We start from the raw sequence: 24,331 nt of genomic DNA on the forward strand, positions 1-24,331 counted from the left end.
AAATCAGATTTAAAAGGTCGCTTAAGTTACATGAACTGAAAGTAAAACACATAACACATTTCCTCCTTTATATTTTTTTTGTGTTTCTTAAGAACAAAATAATTGTAACATATTTGTAACAAGTATGTAATATTTAAAGAATGGAAACAACGGTACAATATGGAAAATAGATACCATGCTGGGCACAACACCTTAACCATAGACATTCTCACACAAAAAGAGTATAATTGACAGGAAATATCAAAAGCAATAAGAGGAGCAATACAGTGAACATAAGAATGGTAGGTATCGACCATGACAAAGCGTCGGTAGAATATAGAGAACAATTTGCTTTGACGAAAACCAATTGTATCAAAGCGATGATGAAATTAAAAGAGACAAATGGCATCAACGGATGTGTAATTTTGTCCACTTGCAACAGAACAGAGATATGGATTAGCCATGAGGAGCATTTGGATCTTCCGCTAAAGGAATATTTCTGCAAGCTGAAGGGGCTTGACTATGCCTCTTATGAAAAATTTTTGACGGAGCGCCGCGAACTGGAGGCAGTAAACCATTTATTCAATCTGGCGTGCGGAATCAAATCAAAGGTATTCGGTGAGGATCAGATTATCTCGCAGGTAAAAGAGGCTTTAGCGCTTGCAAGGGATAATTATTGTACAGATAATGTGCTAGAGGTGCTGTTTCGAATGGCGGTTACCGCGGCAAAAAAAGTAAAGACAAACGTGAAGCTTTCACATGTAAATTACTCGGTGATAGACGAAGCGGTTTCCTGTTTGAAAAGGGAGCAGATAGAGCTAAGGAATAAAACATGTATGGTAATCGGAAACGGGGAGATGGGAAAGCTTTCCGCTATGGCGTTAAAAAAAGAGGGTGCGGATGTAACCGTGACGGTCAGACAATACAAGAGCGGTGTAGTTGAAATTCCGGAAGGCTGCAGACGTATCCATTACGGAGAACGAATGAGCTATATCAACAATTGTGACATTGTAATCAGTGCGACGGCAAGCCCGAATTGTACGATAAGCATGGAGGATTTAGGGCTGGTTGAACTGCGAAAGCCGCTTTTATTACTTGATTTGGCAGTGCCAAGAGACATTGATCCAAGGGTGACAGAGCTAAACCGGGTGAAGCTCTATGATATAGATGATTTTAAGCTTGACATTTCGGATGAAAAGCTGGAAGAAAATTTAAGACAGATAGAAGCAATTTTACAAGCACAGATAGATGAATTTGTGGAGTGGTACGAATGCAGAGATCTGATTTTGGTTGTCCAGCAGATTGCAGATTTGGCGGCAAAGGACATCGGAAACAGAGTATGGGGTGTGTCAGGAAAATTAAATATTGAAGAAGACAGCCGGGAAAGCCTTGAGAATACGATACAGGAAGCATCCAAAAAGGTAGTGGATAAGTTGATATTTGGCTTGCGTGATAATCTAAACGTCGATACATGGAGAGAATGCGTCGAAGGAATGAATAAAATTTATACGGAATAGACCGTTTTTTAGGAGGCAAGGATGAGTGAACTAAAATTTCCCTTGTTTATACCCTTGGAGCAAAAAAAAATAATGATATTTGGTGCAGGCAAGGTAGCTTATCGAAGAATAAACACCTTGCTTTTGTTTCATGCGGATATTACTGTGGTTGCACCAAAGGTATACAGGGAGTTAGAAAGCCTGATAGCAGACAATAAAATTCAGTGGATACCGAACAGCTATCCTGCTCATGGCATAGAAGAGGATGCCTTTCTTGTGCTTGCAGCCACAGATGACGAGGCGATAAATGAGAAAATTTATAAGGAATGTAAAAGACTTCATATATTAGGAAACAATGCAGGGAACCAGAAGCAATGTGATTTCTTTTTTCCGGCGGTTGTAACGACCGAGGATGTCTCAATCGGTATAGCAGGAGACGGAACCAATCACAAAAAGGTAAGAGAAATTGCAGAGAAAATAAGAAAAGAGAGGGAAAGCAATGCGTAAAATCAGGGTGGGAAGCCGGGAGAGTAAGCTGGCTGTCGTGCAGTCACAGCTCATTATAGACGGAATTAAAAAGCATCATCCCGAGCTGGAGATTGAGTTAATCACGATGAAGACGACAGGGGATAAAATTCTTGACAGAACGCTTGACAAGGTTGGCGGCAAAGGACTTTTTGTCAAGGAGCTTGATAAGGCTTTGTTAAACAATGAGATAGATTTGGCGGTTCACTCTTTAAAGGATATGCCGATGGAAACCGATGAGAGACTTCCGATTCTTGCCTATTCAAAGAGAGAGGATGCAAGAGATGTGCTTATATTGCCAAAGGGAGTGAGCGAATTAAATAAGGAGCTTCCGATTGGCTGCTCGAGTCTTAGGAGAACCTTACAGTTAAGAGCGCTGTTTCCGGATATGGAGGTAAAGCCTGTTCGAGGAAATGTGCTGACGCGTCTGGAAAAATTAGACTCAGGTGAATTTTCTGCCTTGATTCTGGCGGCAGCAGGAATGAAAAGGCTGAAGTTGGAAAAACGGATATCAAGAGAATTTACAGTGGAAGAGATGCTTCCGGCAGCAGGGCAGGGTATCTTGGCAATGCAAGGAAGGGCGGGAGAGGATTATTCCTTTCTTGAATGCGTAAATAACAGGGAAAGTGAGCTTGCGGCAACAAGTGAGCGAGCTTTTATCAAAGCCTTAAATGGAGGCTGTACATCACCCGTTGCGGCATATGCGACGGTGCAGGGGGAAACCATCACCTTAAACTGTATGTTTGAGGACGGGAAAAAGGGGCAGTGGAAGGATAATGCTGAGCATGCTAAGGAGCTTGGTGAATATGCGGCAGGTAAAAAAGAAAAGAAGATTGGAAAGGTATGGCTTGTGGGTGCAGGACCATCGGACCCGGAGCTTCTTACGCTAAAGGCAAAGCGGATATTAGAGCAGGCAGATACCATCGTATATGACAGACTTGTAGGGGACGGTATCCTTAGTATGCTTTCTGATACAGCACAAAAGTTCTATGTCGGAAAACAGGCGGGAAATCATGCTGTATCGCAGGATAAAATCAATGAGCTTCTTTTGGAGGAGGCACAAAAAGGGAAAAAGGTCGTAAGGCTAAAGGGCGGCGATCCGTTTGTTTTTGGAAGAGGCGGTGAGGAGCTGGAGCTATTGGTGGAGAATAAGGTTCCGTTTGAAATTATTCCGGGCATCACAAGTGCGGTTTCTGTGCCTGCCTATCAAGGGATCCCTGTAACCTATCGGGATTACTGTTCCTCTCTTCATATTATCACAGGGCATAAAAAACAAGATGAGCCGCTTGATATTGATTTTGAGGCATTGGTCAGAACGAAGGGAACACTTGTCTTTTTGATGAGTGTCTCTTCGCTGGAGGAAATCTGTGAGGGTCTGATAGCCGGAGGAATGGAGGCGGATATACCTGCGGCTGTGCTTGAAAACGGAACAAAGGCACATCAAAGAAAGGTTGTCTCTACTCTTTCTCATCTGCACGAGGAGGCAGAAAAAGCGAAAATCCAGTCTCCGTCCATTATCGTAGTCGGAAAGGTGTGTGCCCTATCTGAAAAATTTGCATGGTATGATAAAAATACCTTATCAGGCCAAAAAATAGTGATTACAAGACCAAGAGAGCTTACCTCAAAACTATCCTTGATGCTGCGGGAAAGAGGGGCAGAGGTATTGGAGCTTCCAAGCATCAAAACAGTTCAAATTCCGAACAATGAGGAATTATACAGCTGTATAACGAAACTTACAGACATTCACTGGATTGCATTGACAAGTCCGACAGGAGCAAAAATATTTTTTGAGGAGCTGCAAGCCTGCAAGGTTGATATCAGAAGCCTAAACCATATTAAATTTGCGGTGATTGGCAGGGCGACCGGCAAAATTTTAGAGGAAAAAGGTATTTTTCCGGAGCTTATGCCAGAGATTTATACGGGAGAGGAGCTTGGAAAGCTGCTTGCAGCCACAATAAGGGAGAAGGAAGTACTTCTGATTCCGAGGGCAAAAGCAGGCGCAAAGGAAATCATAGAGGAGCTTTCTGATACAGGAGCGGTTATCTATGATGTGCCAACCTATGAGACGGTATATGAAACACCGCTGGTTGATGTGGAAGAGGGCTTTTTAAAAGGAGAGATTGACTGTGCTGTTTTTACAAGTGCGTCGACTGTGGAAGGCTTTATAAACGCCAACCCAAATATCGATTATGCGAAGATTAAGGCATTTTGCATCGGACATAAGACCGAAGAAGCGGCAAAAAGATATCAAATGCAGACCTTTGTTTCCAAGGAGGCTACGATGGAAAGTCTTGTGGAATGCTTGGAAAAGGTTGTCAATAATAAGACGGAGGCAAAAATATGTTAAACAGACCGAGAAGAAACAGAAGCAGTGAAATCTTAAGAAAAATGGTGCGGGAGACGAGAATGGATAAGGCTTCCCTGATGTACCCAATTTTTGTGCAGGAGGGTACGAATATCGAGGAGGAGATTGCCTCGATGAGAGGACAGTACCGTTACAGTGTGGACCGCTTAAAATATGAGCTGGAGAGAGTGTCGGATGCAGGGATATCAAGCGTTATGCTGTTTGGAATTCCTGACCATAAAGATGCATGCGGAAGTGAAGCTTATGCGGAGGATGGTATCATTCAAAGGGCGCTTCGCGAGGCGAAAAAAGAATTTCCGAATCTCTACTATGTGACCGATGTTTGCCTGTGTGAATATACCTCCCACGGACATTGCGGAATCTTAAAGGGGAATACGGTAGACAATGACGAGACACTAAAAATTCTTGCGAAAACCGCGCTTTCCCATGTGCAGGCAGGTGCCGATATGGTGGCGCCGTCCGACATGATGGATGCGAGAGTTGCCGCAATTCGAAACGAGCTGGAGACAAGCGGTTATACCGATATTCCGATTATGAGCTATACGGTAAAATATGCTTCCTCCTTTTATGGGCCGTTTCGTGAGGCTGCAGGTTCTACACCGTCTTTTGGAGACAGAAAGAGCTACCAGATGGATTACCACAATAAAAAAGAGGCAATCCGTGAAGCACTCCTTGACGTCGACGAAGGTGCAGATATTATTATGGTAAAGCCCGCACTTTCCTATTTGGACGTAATCAGGGATGTGGCGGAGACGGTAAATCTTCCGGTTGCGGCATACAGCGTGAGCGGGGAATATGCAATGGTGAAGGCGGCTGCTGAGATGGGCTATATTGACGAGGCATCGATTGTGTGCGAGATGGCAACAAGCGCTTATCGCGCGGGAACAGATATTTACATTACTTATTTTGCCAAGGAGCTTGCAAGATATATGAAGGAAGGAAGAATAGGCTAATGACGAAATCAGAGCAGTTATATGAGGAAGCACGAAACTATATTCCGGGCGGCGTGAACAGCCCGGTACGAGCATATGGTTCGGTTGGACTAACCCCTCGTTTTATTGCGAAGGCAGATGGGGCATATATCACAGACGTGGACGGGAAAGAATACATTGATTTTATCGGCTCATGGGGACCGATGATACTTGGAAGCAACCATAAAGCTGTATATGAAAAGGTAGTAGAGGCGTGCAAAAACGGTCTGAGCTTTGGGGCTGCCACCGAATACGAGGTGAAAATGGCAAAGCTTATCTGCGAGCTTGTTCCGTCCATTGAGATGATTCGAATGGTAAACTCAGGAACAGAGGCTGTTATGAGTGCCATCCGTGTCGCAAGAGGCTTTACCGGACGAAACAAGATTGTAAAGTTTGAGGGCTGCTATCACGGGCATAGCGATTCCATGCTTGTAAAGGCAGGATCCGGCGTTATGACGGCAGGTGTACCAGACAGTGCAGGTGTTCCAAAGGGCTGTGCTACCGATACGCTCACCGCCGGCTATAACGACCTTGCAAGTGTTGAAGAACTGTTTGAGCAGTGGGGAGAGGATATTGCTGCAATTATCATTGAGCCGGTTGCAGCCAATATGGGAGTGGTATTGCCGGAAAAAGGATTTTTGGAGGGGCTTCGAAAAATATGTGACGAGAATCAGACACTTCTTATTTTTGATGAGGTCATTACAGGCTTTCGTCTCGGAATTGATGGGGCCCAGGGGTATTTTGGCATAAAGCCTGATTTGACTACATTCGGTAAAATTATAGGCGGCGGTATGCCTGTGGGTGCCTACGGCGGCAGAAGAGATATCATGGAAATGGTTGCTCCTCTCGGTACAGTTTATCAGGCGGGAACACTGAGTGGAAATCCGGTTGCGATGGCAGCAGGCTATGCACAGCTTACCATGTTAAAGGATAATTCATCTTTTTATGAGGAATTAAATAAAAAGGCCCAAAAGCTGTTTGAGGGGATGAAGGAAATTTTAAAAGAGAAAAAGGTAGATGCGACGCTTAATTACACAGGCTCCCTCGGCTGTATCTTTTTTACAAAGGAGCCTGTACGCGACTACACAACGGCTAAGACCGCTGACACAAAGAAATTCGGTGAATATTTCAAACATATGCTGGAAAACGGAATCTATATTGCACCATCCCAGTTTGAAGCAATGTTTGTCTCGGGCGCAATGACAGATAAGGAAGTGGAAGAGACACTCCGGGTGTTTGAACAAACTATAACAAAAATTTCTCGATAATCTCTGCAATTCCGTGATTATTGTTATTGTTTTCGGTCACATAGTCGGCATATCTCTTGATTTCATCGGAGGCATTTGCCATTACCGCACCGATTCCTGCCGCTTGCAGCATAGAAATATCATTTTCCTCATCGCCTGCCGCAATGGAATTTTCGACCGGAACACCTAAGTGATTACAGAGAAATTTGAGGGCATTTCCCTTTGAGGCATCAAGCGAGCCAAACTCAAGCAGATAAGGGCTTGAAAAATAGCAGTTTATTTTATCTTGACAAAAGGCTTCCAGCTCCTGCTTGATTTTTGATAAGCGGTCTCTGCCTTCAAAATTAATCATAATAGCCTTGATCGGATTCTCGGTCAGGGCTTCTTCTATTTTTTCCACAACCTGATATGGTATTTTAATGTGATCGCAGTACCGTGTAAGCTCGTCCGTCAAATGCTCCGATACAACGTTTTTATCAGAATAACTGTGATAGTGCACTTGATGCCTTCTTGCCGCATCAAAGAGTGTGCCGAGATATTCCTTTGAAAGGGTAGCTTTGGAAATAGCCTGCTTTGCGCCGCAGTCGTAAATAAGTCCGCCGTTGAATGTGATGGCATAGCAGCCGTCACCGTCAAGCCCTAACTCCTCTGTAAGCAGCAGCGTACTTGCAAGAGGACGTCCAGTCGTAATCACAATCTTATGCCCCATATCCAGAGCTTTTTGGATTGCCTGTTTATTTTGATAGGAAATTTTTCTTTCATCATTTAATAAGGTACCGTCTAAATCTGTAAAAAGAATTTTAGTTGCATTCATAAGTCATTCTCCTTTGCATACACGTTCTGATTTTAGTATACCATATAATTCCGGCAAAAACTCGTTCGAATATTGTAATGGAATTTTAATGATTTCTAACAATAATTGTGATAATATTGTAATATAATTTATCGGAAGAAAACCAAGCACGAACGGAGTGAGTATTTGGTTTTACCCGATAAATTAGCGACGAAACGAAGTTTTGGAGCATTATCAGAAGCGTTTTTCTTCTGATAATAAGTTTTATCGGAAGAAAACCAAGCACGAACGAAGTGAGTATTTGGTTTTACCCGATAAATTAGCGAGAAAACGAAGTTTTGGAGCATTATCAGAAGCATTTTTCTTCTGATAATAGGTTTTATCGGAAGAAAACCAAGCACGAAAGGTGGAAGAAAATGTCAAACATTAATATTTTGGTAGTAGATGATGAAAAAGAAATTGCAGATTTAGTTGAAATATATTTAGTAAGTGACGGATACAAGGTATTTAAGGCATATAGTGCGGAAGAAGGATTGCATCTGTTGGAGGAGAATAAGATTGAGCTTGTTCTTTTAGACATTATGATGCCGGGAATGGACGGGCTTGAAATGTGCCGCTTGATTAGAGAGAAGAATAATATTCCGATTATTATGTTGAGCGCCAAATCTACGGATTTGGATAAAATATTAGGACTCAGCACCGGAGCGGACGATTATGTCGTAAAACCTTTTAATCCGCTTGAGCTGACAGCCAGAGTAAAATCCCAGCTAAGGCGTTACACTCAGTTAAATCCGAGCAAACCGGTTGAAATACTGGAGAGTGATATCACAATCAACGGATTACAGATTAACAGGGATAATCATATGGTGTCAATATTTGGCGAGGAGATAAAGCTTACGCCGATTGAGTTTGATATCTTGTTTTTACTTGCTTCCAATCCGGGCAGGGTATTCAGCACGGATGAGATTTTTGAACGTGTGTGGAATGAAAAGGTATATGAGGCAAACAACACTGTTATGGTGCACATCCGAAGATTGAGAGGAAAGCTTCACGAGGATACGAGAAATAAGAAGATTATTACAACCGTTTGGGGGGTAGGCTACAAAATTGAAAAGTAATTTTTTGAATTCCTTTCGTAAAAAAATAATTGGATATACTATCGTGAGTGGTACGATTACATTGGCGGTAGAGCTGTTTCTCATTATTGACATGAGAATGCTCGTTGATTTTTTGAGAACCCACGGCTATCGAAGCTATGCGGTCGGAAGAGATGGCATTGTGCCTGAAATCCGCATCGGTATTTTGATTGTCTGCGGTGTTGTCGTTTTTTTGATGAGCTTTTTTATTATGATGAGCGATATGTTTTCTTATATCAAGGAAATTTCGGATGCCGTGGAGGAAATTTCCGACGGAAACCTCTATCTTACAATTGAAGAAAAGGGAAACGATGAATTCGAAAAACTGGCTGGAAATATCAACAAAATGACAAGGGAAGTGCTTGTCATCATGGATCGGGAGAGGGAGACGGAGAGAAGCAAAAATGAGCTTATCACAAGTGTGGCACATGACCTTAGAACTCCTCTTACTTCCATTACCGGTTATTTAGAGCTGCTTCGGCGCAATCAGCAGTTGGATGAGGAGACAAGAGAAAAATATATTGAAATTGTCTACAACAAATCAAAGCGTTTGGAAAATCTGATTTATGATCTGTTTGATTTCACAAAGCTAAATCACGGAAAGATTGCAATAAAGTTAGGTACAATTAATATTGTAAAACTGATAGAGCAATTGCTGGATGAGTTTTATCCAAGCTTTCAGGAAAATAATCTGGAATACGAATTTGAAACGGAGCAAAAAGACTTTTTTATTGAGGCGGACGGAGATTTGCTTGCCCGATTGTTTGATAATCTGATCAGCAATGCGATTAAATACGGCTCAGACGGAAAACTGATTAAGGTTCATGTCAAAGAGCGTGCAGATATGGTAAAAATCGAAGTGATAAATTACGGAAAAGTAATTCCGAGCAATGAGTTAGACAATGTGTTTAAGAAATTTTACCGGGTGGAGCAGTCACGTTCTGAAAATACAGGCGGAACAGGACTGGGGCTTGCTATTGCAAAGAATGTGGTCGAAATGCACAACGGAACCATTGAGGTGACAAGCAGTTTAAAAGGGACATCTTTTGCTGTCTGTCTTCCGTTTCACTTAAATGGGCATGAAAGCTCACGATTTGCTTTATCACAGGAAAGTCCTTCGGATTTTCTGTGATAGAACAAATGGTATGCGCACCTCGCGGAGTGGAAGTAGTTGCTTTGCAACCCGCTCGGGCGCAAAGTGTAAGCAGAGCTCACACTTTTTTAAAATATGACATAAATGGAGAGGGTAGAGAATGAAATACGCAAAGATAAACAGGAACATAAACAGGGCAGTTTTTTCTGCTTTCATATGTATTTTTTTGGCGGCGTACCCGGCTTTGCCGGCAAAGGCTGCGGACAACGTATCCATTGAGCTTACCTACGGCTATAACAGTATTGCAAAATCAGATTCAAACACGCCGATTACTATTTCAGTGACAAATGAAGGAGAAGAAATCAAAGGAAGAGTGCAGGTTCTTCTTTATTCTCTCACCTCCTCCAATTCTCTTGTCGATACGGTGTTTTCCAACGGCTATAAGGAAAAAAATTATATGTATGAGGAGGAGGCAGATATTGCCGCCGGTACAATTAAGGATATTTCTATGGTCGTTCCTTTTATGAATCAGGTCAACCGATTGAAAGTTCTGCTTTATGATGAGTATAACAATGTGATTGCTTCCAAAGATATTATGATTGAGGTAGATAATTATTACTATTATATATACACGGGTATTTTGACGGATGTAGAAGAGATAAGGAGCTATTTTGAAAACACGGCACTTTATCAGTATAATGATTATACCCTGCGGGCAGTTCTCTTAGAGGATGAAGATATTCCATCTAAAACATACGGGCTAGACACCTTTAATGTGCTTATCACAGATGATGAGCATTTAGACATGCTTACTAAGGAACAGCGGGAGGTCATCTACAATTGGATTAAAAACGGCGGTTATCTCGTGAATTTAAGCAAAACCGGCGTTCCTTCCGAGGTTTCATGGGAAAATCTGATACCGGATGCCCAGTTGAAAAAGATGAATTATTCCTATCCAAGCTATTCAAACTGGTCAATTACCTATGCGCTGAGTAACGTGTTTATGGGAAAGCTGCCGAGTTTTGGCGTGTATGTAATTGTATTAATTTTATATCTTATTTTAATTGGACCTTTTCTTTATATTGTTTTGAAAAAGCTGAACAAAAGGAAATATTTCTGGATGTGTGAGATTGCAGGCTCGCTTTTGTTTATGACGATTATTATCGCACTCGGAAGCAGTACGAGATTAAAGGCGCCGTTTATCAACTATTTTAAAATTGTTACATACAACGATAACACGGTAGATAACAGCGTTTATTTTAATATCAGGGCACCTTATAACAACGGTTACAAACTCTATGTAGACAAAGATTACTCCATAAAGCCGCTCTATGATTATACCTATTACAGTGATCCGAAAAAATCTGTGAAGGTCGAGAACTATAATGTCGGCATTACAAAGGGTGAGAATGAGAGCACGATAACGGTTCAAAATGATGTGGCTTTTACAAAAGAGACCTTTTATGCAGAGAAAACAGAGCATATTGAAGGGGAAAGTCTTGTCAAAGTAGATATGAATGTGTTTGAGGATAAGGTGAGCGGAAGCGTTACAAACGGACTTGATTCTGTGATCGAAAATGCTGCGATCATTATATATAACAAGATTATTTTTCTGGATACGATTCCTGCTGGCTCGACAATCGACTTGGGAGAGATGAGTGTATATACCTACAATCCCAAATTTAAATACGGATTGACAAATGAAATTACGGGAGTCGAAATGGATAAAAAAGGCTTTATCAAGGACGGCTATACGCTGCAAAACCAGAAGAAAGCAATCCTGGATTTTTATTTGGAAAAGAATTTTGGCGTATATACGAAATGTGCTTATTTAATCGGCTTTACAGCCGATCGAAATCAATTGGATATACAGCTTGATTCCTCCTATGATGCTTACGGCATGACGATGGTGGAGGTTCCGGTCAAGATAAATTATACAAGTGACGGATATCTTTATACGACCTATGTCCCGATTAAAAACGAGGAATACAGCTCCTCCGGCGATATCATGTACACGGATGAAATGATATTGACCTACAATCTTGGAAGGGATTTATCCGATATCAGTCTTTATTTCCATGATTTAAGCTATTATGATGAAGAGTATTACAAGAATTTTACGGGAAACGTATACTTTTATAATAGAAACAGCGGTCTGTATGACCCGTTTGAGCTATCGGAAAAAAAGCTTACGGAGAGTGAATTAAAGCCTTATTTAAATGAAGGAAATGAAATTATCATCAAATACGTGGAGCCGTTTGACAAAGAAGGAAAACAAGCATTGCTGCCTTCCTTATCCACGACAGGGAGGGTAAATAATGCTAAAAATTGAAAATCTCTCAAAATCCTACGGAAAATTTAAGGCGGTGGAAGACTTTAACCTTTCCATAAACGAAGGGGAAATCTACGGTTTTGTAGGTCCAAACGGAGCCGGAAAGACAACGATTATGAAGATTATGTCAGGTCTTTTGGCGGCGGACTCCGGTACGATTACCTTTGGAGAAGAAAACATTCTTAAAGATACGACAAAGCTGAAAAAGACAATCGGCTACATGCCGGATTTCTTTGGGGTCTATGACAACTTGACCGTGATGGAATATCTTCAGTTTTACAGCTCTGCCTATGGAATAACGGATGATGTTGCGATTGCAAGGGCAAAAGAGCTTTTGGAACTCGTAGATTTGCAGGAAAAGGCGGATGATTACGTGGACGGATTGTCAAGGGGAATGAAGCAGAGACTTTGCCTTGCCCGTACACTCGTGCATAATCCGGATATACTAATCCTGGATGAGCCGGCTTCCGGACTGGACCCGCATACGAGACATCAGCTTAAATTTATACTGAAGCACTTGAGTGAGACCGGAAAAACAATTATTATCAGCTCCCATATTCTGACGGAGCTGTCAGAGATGTGCCAGAGCATCTGTATCATGGAGAAGGGCAAGGCGATCATGAGCGGGAATATTGAAGAAATTTTATTCCAGGTGGATTCCTCCAACCCGCTTTTGATACATGTGATAAGCGATATCAATGAGGCAGTTGCCATTTTAAAGAAAAACAAATATGTGCGAACTGTATCGGTTGACGGTAACAATATTATGTTAACTTTTATCGGAAGAAAAGAAGATGAAGCAAAGCTTTTGAAGGATTTGATTGAACACAATGTACTTGTCGTAGCATTTCGAAGGGAACAGAGTAATCTGGAATCCTTGTTTTTGAAAATTATTGAAAAAGGAAGTGATTTTGAGTGAAATTGAATCCGGTTTTTGAAAAAGAACTTCGCATGTTTGAGAGAACAATTAAATTATCTTGGGTTATACTGGTGTATAATTTAATTCTTGCGGTTGTCGCGATGATAATCTTTTATGAAATGCTATATACATCCGGTTATACAGGTTCTGTCGAATACACAAATATGATTCAGATTTATATCATTATGGCATATATTCAGTTTGGAATGCTGCTACTTATTATTCCGGGGCTGACTGCCGGTGCAATTTCCGGTGAACGGGAGAGGCAGACACTTGATATTTTGCTCTCCACGCAGATGAAGCCCTGGCAGATTATTGTGGGAAAATTGCAAAGTTCCTTAAGTATTGTACTTTTGCTTGCATTTACAAGTCTGCCTGTTGTATCGATTGTGTTTGTGTTTGGCGGTATCAAGCTGGTGGATTTGGGGATTTTGATTGTGCTTCTTTTGGTGGAGGCGATTTTTATAGGAACGGTAGGGCTGCTTTATTCAGCTTTGTTTAAAAAAACGACAACGGCGACCGTCATGACCTACGGAACACTTATTTTTATGTTTATCGGAACATACCTTGCCGTGCAGGGTTATTATTCCATTGAGCAGGCGAGAAACTTAGGCGTGGAAGGTGCTGTATCAGACATTCAGGGGTTCGTTTATATTTTACTGATCAATCCGGTTGTTACATTCTCCGGTTTAATCAGCGGACAGGCAGGCAATGCGGACGGAATTTTGTCCATCTGCAATAAGTTTGGAAATTATGATAATGATTTGATTGTAAAATACTGGATTGGAATCAGCATGGTAATTCAGCTTGTGCTATCCGGTCTGTTCATCGCAATAGCGCAAGCCAAAATTAATCCGTTGAGAGAGCATAAGATTTTTAAAAAAATATAAGGTGAGCATCTTGGCACAAAGTGCCTTTTGCGCCGAATGCAGCCACGCAGTGACATCTTCCGCTTGCATTCGTGCGCATGATATTCTACTATGATAGGAAATTACTTCGAATTTCCTATCATAGTAGAGAAAAGGGAAATAAAAGGGAAGATGGAATGCGCAGATTTCCCTTTCCGACGCCAAGGTCTATGTCAGGCTTGTTGCTGCCGTGAAAATCAGAGCCTCCCGTGACCTTTAAATTATATTTTTTTGCAAGGGAGAGCATGTTTTTTTCATCGTCGTCTTTGTTTAAGGAATAGATGGCCTCTATTCCTACAAGTCCTGCCTTTTTGAGAAAAATAATCAATTCCTCCAGCTCCTCCATTGAAAAACGGTACAGAAGAGGATGGGCAAGAACAGAAATACCCTTAGCGTTTGATATAATTTCAAGCGCTTTTTCCGGCGGAATTTTTACCTTCGGAATATAACAGCAGCAGCCCTTGTTTAAATATTTTTCGAACCCCTCACTCAAGGAAGAAATATAGCCCTTATCAAATAAATATCGGGCAAAATGTGCTCTTGTGATTACCGTATCGCCGAATTTTTCCTCCATTCTTTTTAGAGAAATGTCAAAACCTTGCAGAAAAAGCAGCTCACACATCTTTTCATTTCGCTGTTTTCTCAGATTGTTTAGCTCATTTAGTTGATTTATAAGAGCTTCGCTAGTATAATCAATAAATAGTCCTAAAATATGAACATCGCGTCCCTTGTAGGAGGTTGACAGCTCTACGCCGGGAATTACCTGAAGTTTTGAGCCTGCCGCGGCATCAATGGCTTCTTTGACACCGGCAACGGTATCGTGGTCTGTCAGCGCGAAGGCGGATAATTGTTTTTTTGTGGCATAGTCCACCAGCTCTTTTGGCGTATAGGTGCCGTCAGAAGCGTTAGAATGGACATGCAAATCAATATATGACATAAAAATGATTCCTTTCATTATGGATTATATTTTTATGCGTACCTCGCAGAGTGGAAGTTGTTGCTTCCGGGCTCGCTCGGGCGCAAAAAGTGAGCAACGCTCACATTTTTTACTACAATTAGATTATAACACGATAAAATACAAAAAACTTTATGGAAATTGTTAGAATAATAACAAAAGATTGACATCTTTTTATCACTTCTATATAATAAAAGTATGTTTGTATATGTTAGATAGGAGGAAGAACCCGTGGAAGAAAAAGAGATTTCAAAAGCGGTCATTAAAAGATTGCCTAGATATTACAGATATTTGGGTGAACTATTAGAAAGCGGAGTGGAGAGAATATCTTCGAATGAATTAAGTTCAAAGATGAAGGTTACGGCTTCACAGATAAGACAGGATTTAAATAATTTTGGTGGCTTTGGCCAGCAAGGCTATGGATATAATGTAAAGCACCTTCATACGGAGATTGGTAAAATCTTAGGCGTGGATAAAAACCACAATGTCATCATCATCGGTGCAGGTAATTTAGGACAGGCGATTGCCAATTACGGCGCATTCGAGAAGAGAGGTTTTATCATCAAGGGCATCTTTGATGTAAATCCAAGACTTCAGGGCGTTACGGTGAGAGGCATTGAAATACGTATGGTTGATGAGCTGGAGCAGTTTGTCAAGGAAAATGATATTCAGATAGCTGCCCTCACTATCCCGAAGATGAAGGCTCCGGAGATGGCTGAACTGTTAGTAAAATGCGGAGTGAAGGCTATTTGGAATTTTGCACATACCGACTTAAATCTTCCTGAAGATGTGCTGATTGAGAATGTACATTTGTCAGAGAGTTTGATGAGACTGTCTTATAACATCACCCGTTATGAGAAGGAGCATCCAAACGGTAAATAGGCAAGAAAACCGTTTTGTTTAACATCAGATAAAGAAGTGAGGATATTTGGAGTGAAGGATAGGGAGAGAAACTTAGAGAAATTTGAGGAGGCCTTGAAGGGTAAAAAAGTACCTCTTGTCACATTGGATAATAAATGGTACGAGCTATTCGACAAGGAGTTGAGAACCTTCACAATGACAAGCTTGGAGAAAAAGTTAAATAAACTGATTCGGCGTCAGGGACAGCTTTATAATGAGCTCAAGGAAATGGAAAGCGCCAAAAAAACCTTGATGGATAAAATATTGGAAAATATGGATCCGAATGAGGACGAGAGTATCAGTGATTTAAAAAACAAAAAGCTAGATGCAAGCCAGAAGCTGATTAAAGATTTAAATAACAAAATAACAAGCGGTGAACAAGAACTGGAACAACTGCCCATTGAAATTGATATGGTGAACCGGACACTTTTAATAGAAGGAATGAGAGTTTGCTACAATGCGATGAAGGAAGATAAAAAGCACATTGAAGCAATTGATGCATGGATAGAGGATGTTCGGGAAAAGCTAAAAGAAAATGTGGGAATGAAGCAGGATATCAAGGATGAAATAAATCGAATCTATTCTTATATGCATGACATTTTAGGCTTTGAGGTTTTGAATGTTTTTGATTTATATCACGAAGAGGCTCCGACAGAAGAATGATAATAGGAATCGGAACAGATATAATAGAAGTGCAACGCATAAAGAAAGCCTGTGAAAAAGAGGCTTTCTTTATGCGTTGTTTTACAGAGAGGGAAAGAGAGTTAATCGGAGACAATGGCGTGCGTGCCGCCGGTAATTTTGCGGTAAAGGAAGCAGTAGCAAAGGTGTTTGGTACAGGCTTTCGCGGCTTTAAGCTGACAGATATTGAGGTTTTGCGCGACGAGCTTGGAAAACCTTATGTAAACCTTTACGGCAATGCGTCAAAGCTTGCAAAAAAGCAGGGGATTAACAAACTTCATATCAGTATTTCCAACACAAAGGATTATGCAATTGCATATGTCATTGGGGAAGCGCTATAACTGCAAAGGCTGAACAATGCCGGAGAATCAGAAGGAGGTATTTGAATGGAATATTTACTCACCAGTAATGAAATGAAAAAACTTGATTCTGATACGATAGAGAAAATCGGAATTCCCTCGGCTGTTTTGATGGAAAAAGCGGCTCTCGGGGTAATTGCTGAGATGAAAAAGAATTGTGGTGATTTTGAGAGTGTGCTTGTCGTCTGCGGAAGCGGAAATAACGGCGGTGATGGGATTGCTATAGGAAGAATTCTTGCGTTGCAGGGAAAAACGGTTCGAATTGTCTTTGTAGGAGAGGAAGAAAAGGCAAGTGTTGAGACAAAAAGGCAGCTTCAAATTGCAAGAAAATATAATTTTAAAATATATAACACCTTTGGAAATTCTGAATATAATGTGATAATAGACGCTGTATTTGGAATTGGGCTGACAAGAGAAATAACAGGTGTCTACCGAGACGCCATTGAAAATATAAACAAGGCAGACGGATATAAGGTTGCGGTTGATATTCCGTCAGGTATATCAGCCGATACAGGTAAGGCTATGGGCTGTGCTGTGAAAGCGGATTTGACTGTTGCCATCGCCTTTAAAAAGATAGGGCATGTTCTCTATCCAGGTGCAGGATATTGCGGCGAAACAGCAGTGTGTGACATCGGTATCTATCCGCCTCTAAACTCTGACTTTGCTTTTTCCTATGATAAGACAGATTCATGCAGGCTGCCGGCAAGAACGCCGTATTCCAACAAGGGAACCTATGGAAAGGCACTGATTATCGCCGGAGGCATCAATATGGCGGGGGCGGCATATTTGGCGGCAATTTCAGCTTATAAAACGGGATGCGGGCTGGTTAGACTTCTGATACCCGAGGAAAACAGGGAAATATTGCAGACGCTTATTCCGGAGGCAATTTTGACTACCTATGATTCGAAAAATCTGGATTTGGTAGAGATTGAAAAGGCAGTGTCATGGGCAAACGTCATTGATATCGGGCCCGGGCTCGGAACAGGTGAGCCATCAAGGAAGCTGATGGAAACAGTGCTAAAAAGAAAGAAATGTCCTCTTATCATAGATGCTGACGGAATCAATCTTTTGGCTTTAGATAGTAAATTATGGGAAGAAAATTTAAAGGATATTGTGATAACACCGCATTTAAAAGAGATGTCGGTCATCTGTAAAAGCGAAATAGAAGAGATAAAAGAGGATTTAATCGGTACTGCAGTTTCCTTTGCCAAGAAGCATAAATTGGTATGTGTTTTAAAAGATGCAAGAACAGTGGTTGCAGATTATGAGAAAAAGGTATATATTAATCAAAACGGTAACAATGGCATGGCAAAGGCAGGCTCCGGCGATATTTTATCAGGAATCATCGCAGGGCTTTTGGCACAGGGGATGGCACCTTTTGACGGAGCGACTCTCGGTGTTTATATTCATGCAGCGGCAGGGGATGAAGCGGCAAAAAGGCTGGGAACATACAGTATGCTTGCAAGGGATATTGCAGAGATGATAAGCAATGTTACGTCGGAATAAAAGCGAAGCTTAACGCACGGACGGAGGGAAACATGGATCAGTATAAAAGAGTGTATGCGGCGATAAATTTAGATGCCGTGGCACACAATATAAAACAAATGAAAGCGAATATTGCAGAAGAGACACAGATTATTGCAGTGATTAAGGCGGATGGCTACGGACACGGTGCCGTGCAGATTGCGCATTTGATAGAGGATTATGATTATATATGGGGCTTTGCCGTAGCAACGGCGGAAGAGGCACTTGTATTGAGAAATAACAAGATAAAAAAGCCTGTTCTGATACTGGGGTTTGTATTCTGTGAGCATTACCCAAAATTGATTGAGCAGGATGTTGAGTTTACTGTATTTACGCTTGAGATGGCAAAGGAGCTTTCTAAGGCTGCACAAAAGCTGAATAAAAACGCAAAAATTCATATTAAGCTGGATACCGGTATGCGCCGGATTGGCTTTCAGTGCGAAGAAGAAAGTTTGTCAATTATAAAGGAAATCAGCCAGCTTCCGAATATAGAAATAAGAGCGGCTTTCACTCATTTTGCCAAGGCAGATGAGCGAGATAAGACAGCGGCAAACATGCAGCTTTCCTTATATAAAAGCTTTGTCGAAGAAATCGAGAAGGCGGGTGTTAAAATTCCGTTAAAGCACTGCTCAAACAGCGCCGGCATTGTCGACATAAAGGAGGCAAATATGGACGCGGTGAGAGCGGGTATTATTATTTACGGCCTGTATCCTTCCGACGAGGTTATAAAGGAAAATGTGAAGCTGCAGCCGGTTATGGAGATAAAGAGCCATATCGTTCATATCAAGGAGATACCGGAAGGCAGCGGAGTAAGCTATGGTTGGATTTGCAAGACCGATAGGATTACAAAGGTGGCAACGATACCGGTCGGCTATGCAGATGGCTATCCGCGAAGTCTGTCCAACAAAGGATGGGTTTTAATCAAGGGACAGAGAGCACCAGTGCTTGGAAGAGTCTGTATGGATCAGTTTATGGTGGATGTGACGGATATCGAAGATGTGCAGCCGGGGGATGAGGCTGTCTTAATTGGAAGAAGCGGGGACGATTTTATTGCCGTGGAGGACATGAGCAGTCTGTCGGGGCGTTTTAACTATGAATTTGTATGTGATATAGGAAAGAGAGTGCCGAGAGTATTTTGGAAGGATAACAAAATAGTGGCGACGAAGGATTATTTTCACGAATAAGGTCGACAAAAAATAATTACGTTTTGGAATACGTCTGATGAAACAGTCAATAATAAAAGTAGCGGTACATAAACTACAATCATCGGAGTGTGAAGAAAAGTGATTATTAAAAGAGGAGATATTTTTTATGCGGATTTAAGACCCGTAATAGGCTCGGAGCAGGGCGGAATAAGACCTGTTTTGATTATTCAGAATGATGTGGGCAACAAGCACAGTCCAACTGTAATCTGTGCAGCGATAACTTCTAAAATGAATAAAGCAAAGCTGCCGACTCATGTTGAAATAGATTCCAAGAGATATGCTATTGTAAAGGATTCCGTTATCCTGCTGGAACAGCTTCGGACAATAGACAAAAAAAGGCTGAAAGATAAGGTTTGTCATCTGGACAGCGAGATACTTGAAAAAGTAGATAAAGCATTACTGGTAAGTCTTGAACTGAGTACATAAGGAAGTTAGTGAGATACGGATTACCATAGTTTGTAATATTCTTCTTGAAATCATGTTAATTCAGTGTTAAAATAAAGCAGAGTGTCAACCTTTGTTGGCATTTCTGTGCTTAAAAAGAATTACAATTATGAATTATACATTGAAAAGGAGTTATGTTCATGTCAGGACATTCAAAGTTTGCGAATATTAAACATAAAAAAGAGAAGAATGATGCGGCAAAGGGAAAAATATTTACCATTATAGGAAGAGAGATTGCGGTAGCCGTTAAAGAGGGCGGAGCGGATATCAATAATAACAGCAGACTTCGCGACATTGTGGCAAAGGCAAAAGCCAATAACATGCCAAATGACACGATTGACAGAGGAATTAAGAAGGCGGCAGGCGATATCAATTCCGTTAATTATGAGGTTGTAACCTATGAAGGCTACGGTCCAAACGGAACTGCTGTTATCGTAGATGCGCTGACGGACAATAAAAACAGAACTGCAGCAAACGTGAGAAGTGCTTTTACAAAAGGAAAAGGAAGCATCGGAACACAGGGCTGCGTATCCTTTATGTTTGATAAAAAGGGTCAAATTATTATCGACAAAGAGGAATGCAGCATGGATGCAGATGAGCTGATGATGATTGCTCTGGATGCGGGAGCGGAAGATTTCAACGAAGAGGACGACAGCTATGAGATTACAACTGTACCGGAGGATTTTTCACAGGTAAGACAGGCCTTGGAGGAAGCAGGAATTCCGATGGTGGAAGCTGATGTGACGATGATTCCGCAGACTTGGGTAGAGCTTACGGATGAGGCGGCTGTTGCAAATCTTCAGAAAACCTTGGATTTATTAGACGCCGATGATGACGTTCAAGCAGTGTATCATAACTGGGACGAATAGGAAGCAGTGGAGGGAAACATGGACTTTAAAGAAGGGAAATGCCCAAAATGTAATGGTGTACTTCAGGTTCCCCAGGATAGGGATAGTATTATTTGTATGTACTGCGGGGAGACACTTCAGGTTTCAGATATATTAGGCGGTGAGGATAAGGACGTAGTTTCCAAGCCTCATGCAAAGCCAGAAGATTATGAGAAGTACTTAGAACGAGCAATAAATGATTTTCCGAAGTTTTTAACCAGTATGGAGAACCCGTTATTTGCTTTCAAAAAAGAACATTATGAACCATACTTCAGAAGCTTGTGCGAGGAAAATGAGGACATGCTCAATGAGGTATGGCAGACGATATATTATGCCTCCGATGAGGGGGAGACGCTGCAAAAGATTGCATCAGAATTTGTTAATCAGGCTGCTTCGAACATCAATGCGGTTGCGAAAAAGGGTGCAAGAGAGCAAAAGCTGATGGACTACAATCTGAGTCTTGCCGTTTATATTATTCCGGTTATATTGGAATATAAAGATCGTTCATTGGAAGAACTGGCAGATAAAATATTGGAGGAATGGAAAAATAAATTTCCAAAAACCAATGTTGGAAAATCAGATTTTAACAGTATTAACAGTGGCTTTCGAAAGAAGCTTTGCTATATCACAACTGCTGTCTGTGAGACGCTTGGCAAAGAGGATGACTGCTATGAGCTTGTTCTGCTCAGACAGTACCGTGACCATTTCCTTTTGAAACAGGAGGATGGGGAAGAAGTAATCAGCGAATATTATAATATTGCGCCGACAATCGTAAAACGCATTAATAAAATGTCCAATTCCGGCGAAATTTATAAATCAGTCTGGGAAAATTATTTGAATCCTTGCATCAAACTGATTGAAGAGGATAAAAATCTCGAATGTAAAGAAGTTTATTATAAAATGGTAAGGGATTTACAGAAGGAGTATTGCCATTAATGAAAGGGACCGTAGGCTTTGCCTTCGGTCGCTTTTTCATAGCATAGGAAAGTTTTTCGAACTTCCCTATGTGATTAAAAAAGAAAACGGTTGGAAGGAATTACTGCATGATTAATTGTTTTACCCTATCAAATCAAATCAGAGTGGTATGTGAGCCGATACCATATTTAAAATCGGTGTCATTAGGAATATGGATAAAGGCAGGCTCCGCATACGAGACACCGAAGCTAAACGGAATTTCCCATGTGATTGAACATATGATGTTTAAGGGGACGACGACAAAGAGCGCGAAGGATATCGCAGACATCACGACAAGTCTTGGAGGAAATATCAATGCTTTTACAAGCAAGGAATACACCTCCTATTACATAAGGACACTGGACAAGCATCTGGAAGCCGGAATTGAGCTTTTAAGCGACATGCTCCTTCATTCCACTATCACGAAAGAGGATATTGAAAAGGAAAAGAGCGTTATTTTGGATGAGATTGATATGTATGAGGATTCGCCGGAGGATATGGTGCATGAGGTATTACAGCAATATGTCTGGAAGGACAATCCGCATGGCTATATTATCTCAGGTGACAAAGATACGGTAAAAAGCTTTACAAGAGAGCAGATTATCTCATTTAAGGAGAATTATTATACAGGTGAAAACATTGTGATATCCGTTGCAGGAAGCTTTGAACAAAGCTGGCTGGCGGATAAGCTTGAGAGATTCTTTGGTAAAATTCCGGCAAAAGGAAACACGAGTCCTCTTATTACGCCTGATTTTGTGAGGTGCGATTATAAGAAGAATAAGGATACGGAACAGGCACACTTAAATGTGGCATATAATGCAATAACCTCACTGTCCGAGGAGAGGTATCCGTTTTACATTGTCAATTCCGTTCTTGGAGGAAGTGTCAATTCCAGATTGTTTCAGAAAATTCGTGAGGAGGAAGGGATGGTCTACTCCATTTATTCCTATGAAAGCTCTTACGATAAATGCGGCTTATTCCAGATTTATGCGGCGATGAATCCGGGGCTGATAACGGACGTTTTGGATAGAGTTTATGAGACAATAGACGAGTTTGTGAAAAATAAATTTTCCGTGGAAGAGCTTAATAATGCAAGGGAAGAATTAAAAACCGAACTGATTATCAATGTGGAAAGTACCCAGTGCAGAATGGAGAATAATGCAAAGTCAATTCTTCAATTTAATCGTATCATCACGTTGGACGAGACGCTTTGGGAGCTTGACAAGGTGAGTCTTGAGGACACTTCCTATATTATAGATAAATATTTAAAGAATATACAACCGGCAACAGCGATGATAGGGAAATTGTAAAGTTAATTGTTACTGCGGCGTTCGCAGTAACGTTTCATTTCCAAAAGGAGGACATTTTTAATGAAAGAGAACTACAGACGTGAGACAAAATGCATTCAGTCCGGCTGGACACCAAAAAATGGAGAACCAAGGGTGCTTCCGATTTATCAGTCAACCACCTTCAAATATGAATCCAGCGAGCAGATGGGAAGGCTGTTTGATTTGGAGGAAAGCGGTTATTTTTATACCCGCCTGCAAAATCCGACCAATGATGCGGTAGCAAGCAAAATATGTGAATTAGAGGGCGGTTATGCGGCTATGCTCACCTCCTCCGGGCAGTCCGCAACCTTTTATGCTGTATTTAATATTTGTGAAGCGGGAGACCATGTGATCTGCTCCTCCACCATATATGGCGGAACCTTCAACCTCCTTGGTACAACACTGAAAAAATGCGGTATCGAATGTACCTTTGTAGATCCGGATTCCTCTCTGGAAGAGCTTAACAAGGCATTTAAAGAAAATACTAAGGCAGTTTTTGCAGAGTCAGTTTCCAACCCGACACTGGTTGTGCTGGATATTGAAAAATTTGCGACGGCAGCGCACAGCCACGGAGTGCCGCTCATCATTGATAATACGTTTGCGACTCCGATTAATTGCAGACCTTTCGAGTGGGGAGCAGATATTGTGACACATTCCACAAGCAAATATATGGACGGACATGCAGTCAGCGTAGGCGGCTGTATCGTTGACAGCGGCAATTTTGACTGGCTCGCCCATGCGGATAAATTTCCGGGTCTGACAACACCGGATGAATCTTATCACGGGATTGTCTATGCAGAAAAATTCGGAAAGGGCGCCTATATCACAAAGGCAACCTCCCAGCTTATGCGTGACTTAGGAGCGATTGCTTCTCCGCAAAATGCATTTTTATTAAATTTGGGGCTGGAAACCTTGCATCTGAGAGTTCCAAGACATTGTGAGAACGCTCAAAGAGTGGCAGAGTATCTGAAACAGCATGAAGCGGTTGCATGGGTAAATTATGCAGGACTTCCGGATAATAAATATTACGAAATGGCACAAAAATATATGCCAAATGGTATTTGCGGTGTTATTTCCTTTGGCTTAAAAGGCGGAAGAGAGGCTTCCGGTAAAATGATGGATTCTTTGGAGCTGGTGGCGATTGTAACTCATGTTGCCGATGCCAGAACCTCTGTTTTACATCCGGCAAGCCACACACACCGTCAGATGACGGATGAGCAGCTTATGGAGTCTGGTGTTGCACCGGATTTAATCCGTTTATCTGTAGGAATTGAAAACGTAGACGACATTATTGAAGACTTAGAACAGGCGATAGAGAAGATAAAATAAT

The 24,331-nt window shown here is 41.4% G+C and carries 22 protein-coding genes; 20 read left to right on the forward strand and 2 right to left on the reverse strand.

Annotation, left to right across the window (positions count from 1 at the left end):
- Nucleotides 1–266: 266 nt before the first annotated feature.
- Genes hemA through hemL form a run of 5 tightly spaced genes read left to right on the forward strand, consistent with a single transcriptional unit; the run spans nucleotide 267 to nucleotide 6,604 of the window.
- Nucleotides 267–1,496, forward strand: coding sequence for a glutamyl-tRNA reductase (gene hemA / locus CTY48_RS07990; RefSeq protein WP_099467982.1), 1,230 nt, complete (start codon nucleotides 267–269; stop codon nucleotides 1,494–1,496).
- A 21-nt stretch (nucleotides 1,497–1,517) separates the two neighbouring features.
- Nucleotides 1,518–1,982: a precorrin-2 dehydrogenase/sirohydrochlorin ferrochelatase family protein gene (locus CTY48_RS07995; RefSeq protein ID WP_099467983.1), complete on the forward strand. Its 465-nt coding sequence runs from the start codon at nucleotides 1,518–1,520 to the stop codon at nucleotides 1,980–1,982.
- Nucleotides 1,975–4,347, forward strand: a complete 2,373-nt coding sequence (gene cobA / locus CTY48_RS08000) for a uroporphyrinogen-III C-methyltransferase (protein WP_099467984.1) — start codon at nucleotides 1,975–1,977, stop codon at nucleotides 4,345–4,347. Before CTY48_RS07995 ends, cobA begins: the two co-directional genes overlap by 8 nt.
- Entirely contained in the window at nucleotides 4,341–5,318 is a 978-nt protein-coding gene (gene hemB, locus CTY48_RS08005) for a porphobilinogen synthase (protein WP_099467985.1), read from the forward strand. The genes cobA and hemB overlap by 7 nt, the downstream gene beginning before the upstream one ends.
- Nucleotides 5,318–6,604 (forward strand): glutamate-1-semialdehyde 2,1-aminomutase, encoded by a 1,287-nt coding sequence (hemL, locus tag CTY48_RS08010; RefSeq protein ID WP_099467986.1) that lies wholly within the window; start codon nucleotides 5,318–5,320, stop codon nucleotides 6,602–6,604. Before hemB ends, hemL begins: the two co-directional genes overlap by 1 nt.
- Here the strand turns inward: hemL and CTY48_RS08015 are convergent.
- Complete coding sequence (locus tag CTY48_RS08015) at nucleotides 6,582–7,397, reverse strand: Cof-type HAD-IIB family hydrolase (RefSeq protein ID WP_099467987.1); 816 nt, start codon at nucleotides 7,395–7,397, stop codon at nucleotides 6,582–6,584. The two genes, hemL and CTY48_RS08015, sit on opposite strands and share 23 nt — an antisense overlap.
- 395 nt (nucleotides 7,398–7,792) lie before the next feature.
- On the opposite strand from CTY48_RS08015, the gene CTY48_RS08020 reads away from it, so the two are divergent.
- The 5 genes from CTY48_RS08020 (at nucleotide 7,793) to CTY48_RS08040 (ending at nucleotide 13,746) form a co-directional block, all read left to right on the forward strand.
- Entirely contained in the window at nucleotides 7,793–8,494 is a 702-nt protein-coding gene (locus tag CTY48_RS08020) for a response regulator transcription factor (RefSeq protein WP_099467988.1), read from the forward strand.
- Nucleotides 8,495–8,537: 43 nt separating this feature from the next.
- Complete coding sequence (locus CTY48_RS08025) at nucleotides 8,538–9,644, forward strand: sensor histidine kinase (protein ID WP_236354823.1); 1,107 nt, start codon at nucleotides 8,538–8,540, stop codon at nucleotides 9,642–9,644.
- Nucleotides 9,645–9,765: 121 nt separating this feature from the next.
- Entirely contained in the window at nucleotides 9,766–11,937 is a 2,172-nt protein-coding gene (locus tag CTY48_RS08030; RefSeq protein WP_099467989.1) for a hypothetical protein, read from the forward strand.
- Nucleotides 11,924–12,856, forward strand: a complete 933-nt coding sequence (locus CTY48_RS08035) for an ABC transporter ATP-binding protein (protein ID WP_099467990.1) — start codon at nucleotides 11,924–11,926, stop codon at nucleotides 12,854–12,856. Before CTY48_RS08030 ends, CTY48_RS08035 begins: the two co-directional genes overlap by 14 nt.
- Complete coding sequence (locus CTY48_RS08040; RefSeq protein ID WP_099467991.1) at nucleotides 12,853–13,746, forward strand: ABC transporter permease; 894 nt, start codon at nucleotides 12,853–12,855, stop codon at nucleotides 13,744–13,746. The genes CTY48_RS08035 and CTY48_RS08040 overlap by 4 nt, the downstream gene beginning before the upstream one ends.
- A gap of 118 nt (nucleotides 13,747–13,864) precedes the next feature.
- Here the strand turns inward: CTY48_RS08040 and CTY48_RS08045 are convergent, their stop codons facing one another.
- Nucleotides 13,865–14,701, reverse strand: coding sequence for a PHP domain-containing protein (locus CTY48_RS08045; protein WP_099467992.1), 837 nt, complete (start codon nucleotides 14,699–14,701; stop codon nucleotides 13,865–13,867).
- Between the two features lie 249 nt (nucleotides 14,702–14,950).
- Between CTY48_RS08045 and CTY48_RS08050 the strand changes: the two genes are divergently transcribed.
- The 10 genes from CTY48_RS08050 (at nucleotide 14,951) to CTY48_RS08095 (ending at nucleotide 24,330) form a co-directional block, all read left to right on the forward strand.
- Nucleotides 14,951–15,601, forward strand: a complete 651-nt coding sequence (locus tag CTY48_RS08050) for a redox-sensing transcriptional repressor Rex (RefSeq protein WP_099467993.1) — start codon at nucleotides 14,951–14,953, stop codon at nucleotides 15,599–15,601.
- Nucleotides 15,602–15,652: 51 nt separating this feature from the next.
- Nucleotides 15,653–16,282, forward strand: coding sequence for a coiled-coil domain-containing protein (locus tag CTY48_RS08055; protein WP_099467994.1), 630 nt, complete (start codon nucleotides 15,653–15,655; stop codon nucleotides 16,280–16,282).
- Nucleotides 16,279–16,641, forward strand: a complete 363-nt coding sequence (gene acpS / locus CTY48_RS08060; RefSeq protein WP_099467995.1) for a holo-ACP synthase — start codon at nucleotides 16,279–16,281, stop codon at nucleotides 16,639–16,641. The genes CTY48_RS08055 and acpS overlap by 4 nt, the downstream gene beginning before the upstream one ends.
- A 45-nt stretch (nucleotides 16,642–16,686) precedes the next feature.
- The gene (locus CTY48_RS08065; RefSeq protein WP_099467996.1) at nucleotides 16,687–18,165 is read left to right on the forward strand and encodes an NAD(P)H-hydrate dehydratase; all 1,479 of its coding nucleotides are present in this window, start codon (nucleotides 16,687–16,689) and stop codon (nucleotides 18,163–18,165) included.
- Between the two features lie 32 nt (nucleotides 18,166–18,197).
- Nucleotides 18,198–19,367: an alanine racemase gene (gene alr, locus CTY48_RS08070; protein ID WP_099467997.1), complete on the forward strand. Its 1,170-nt coding sequence runs from the start codon at nucleotides 18,198–18,200 to the stop codon at nucleotides 19,365–19,367.
- A 99-nt stretch (nucleotides 19,368–19,466) separates the two neighbouring features.
- Complete coding sequence (locus tag CTY48_RS08075) at nucleotides 19,467–19,814, forward strand: type II toxin-antitoxin system PemK/MazF family toxin (protein WP_099467998.1); 348 nt, start codon at nucleotides 19,467–19,469, stop codon at nucleotides 19,812–19,814.
- Nucleotides 19,815–19,972: 158 nt separating this feature from the next.
- Entirely contained in the window at nucleotides 19,973–20,701 is a 729-nt protein-coding gene (locus CTY48_RS08080) for a YebC/PmpR family DNA-binding transcriptional regulator (RefSeq protein ID WP_099467999.1), read from the forward strand.
- A gap of 18 nt (nucleotides 20,702–20,719) precedes the next feature.
- Nucleotides 20,720–21,655, forward strand: a complete 936-nt coding sequence (locus tag CTY48_RS08085; protein ID WP_099468000.1) for a CFI-box-CTERM domain-containing protein — start codon at nucleotides 20,720–20,722, stop codon at nucleotides 21,653–21,655.
- A gap of 107 nt (nucleotides 21,656–21,762) precedes the next feature.
- Complete coding sequence (locus tag CTY48_RS08090) at nucleotides 21,763–22,983, forward strand: M16 family metallopeptidase (RefSeq protein WP_099468001.1); 1,221 nt, start codon at nucleotides 21,763–21,765, stop codon at nucleotides 22,981–22,983.
- Nucleotides 22,984–23,043: 60 nt separating this feature from the next.
- Entirely contained in the window at nucleotides 23,044–24,330 is a 1,287-nt protein-coding gene (locus tag CTY48_RS08095; RefSeq protein WP_099468002.1) for an O-acetylhomoserine aminocarboxypropyltransferase/cysteine synthase family protein, read from the forward strand.
- Nucleotide 24,331 lies beyond the last annotated feature (1 nt).

Source organism: Konateibacter massiliensis (assembly GCF_900184995.1).
Taxonomy (GTDB): domain Bacteria; phylum Bacillota; class Clostridia; order Lachnospirales; family Lachnospiraceae; genus Lachnotalea; species Lachnotalea massiliensis.

Excerpts from the sequence above, each read along its gene's own strand:
- CTY48_RS07995 (WP_099467983.1), top strand. The coding sequence starts at position 1,518 with ATGAGTGAACTAAAATTTCCCTTGTTTATACCCTTGGAGCAAAAAAAA.
- cobA (WP_099467984.1), top strand. The coding sequence starts at position 1,975 with ATGCGTAAAATCAGGGTGGGAAGCCGGGAGAGTAAGCTGGCTGTCGTG.
- hemB (WP_099467985.1), top strand. The coding sequence starts at position 4,341 with ATGTTAAACAGACCGAGAAGAAACAGAAGCAGTGAAATCTTAAGAAAA.
- hemL (WP_099467986.1), top strand. The coding sequence starts at position 5,318 with ATGACGAAATCAGAGCAGTTATATGAGGAAGCACGAAACTATATTCCG.
- CTY48_RS08015 (WP_099467987.1), bottom strand. The coding sequence starts at position 7,397 with ATGAATGCAACTAAAATTCTTTTTACAGATTTAGACGGTACCTTATTA.
- CTY48_RS08020 (WP_099467988.1), top strand. The coding sequence starts at position 7,793 with ATGTCAAACATTAATATTTTGGTAGTAGATGATGAAAAAGAAATTGCA.
- CTY48_RS08030 (WP_099467989.1), top strand. The coding sequence starts at position 9,766 with ATGAAATACGCAAAGATAAACAGGAACATAAACAGGGCAGTTTTTTCT.
- CTY48_RS08035 (WP_099467990.1), top strand. The coding sequence starts at position 11,924 with ATGCTAAAAATTGAAAATCTCTCAAAATCCTACGGAAAATTTAAGGCG.
- CTY48_RS08045 (WP_099467992.1), bottom strand. The coding sequence starts at position 14,701 with ATGTCATATATTGATTTGCATGTCCATTCTAACGCTTCTGACGGCACC.
- acpS (WP_099467995.1), top strand. The coding sequence starts at position 16,279 with ATGATAATAGGAATCGGAACAGATATAATAGAAGTGCAACGCATAAAG.
- CTY48_RS08065 (WP_099467996.1), top strand. The coding sequence starts at position 16,687 with ATGGAATATTTACTCACCAGTAATGAAATGAAAAAACTTGATTCTGAT.
- alr (WP_099467997.1), top strand. The coding sequence starts at position 18,198 with ATGGATCAGTATAAAAGAGTGTATGCGGCGATAAATTTAGATGCCGTG.
- CTY48_RS08080 (WP_099467999.1), top strand. The coding sequence starts at position 19,973 with ATGTCAGGACATTCAAAGTTTGCGAATATTAAACATAAAAAAGAGAAG.
- CTY48_RS08085 (WP_099468000.1), top strand. The coding sequence starts at position 20,720 with ATGGACTTTAAAGAAGGGAAATGCCCAAAATGTAATGGTGTACTTCAG.
- CTY48_RS08090 (WP_099468001.1), top strand. The coding sequence starts at position 21,763 with ATGATTAATTGTTTTACCCTATCAAATCAAATCAGAGTGGTATGTGAG.
- CTY48_RS08095 (WP_099468002.1), top strand. The coding sequence starts at position 23,044 with ATGAAAGAGAACTACAGACGTGAGACAAAATGCATTCAGTCCGGCTGG.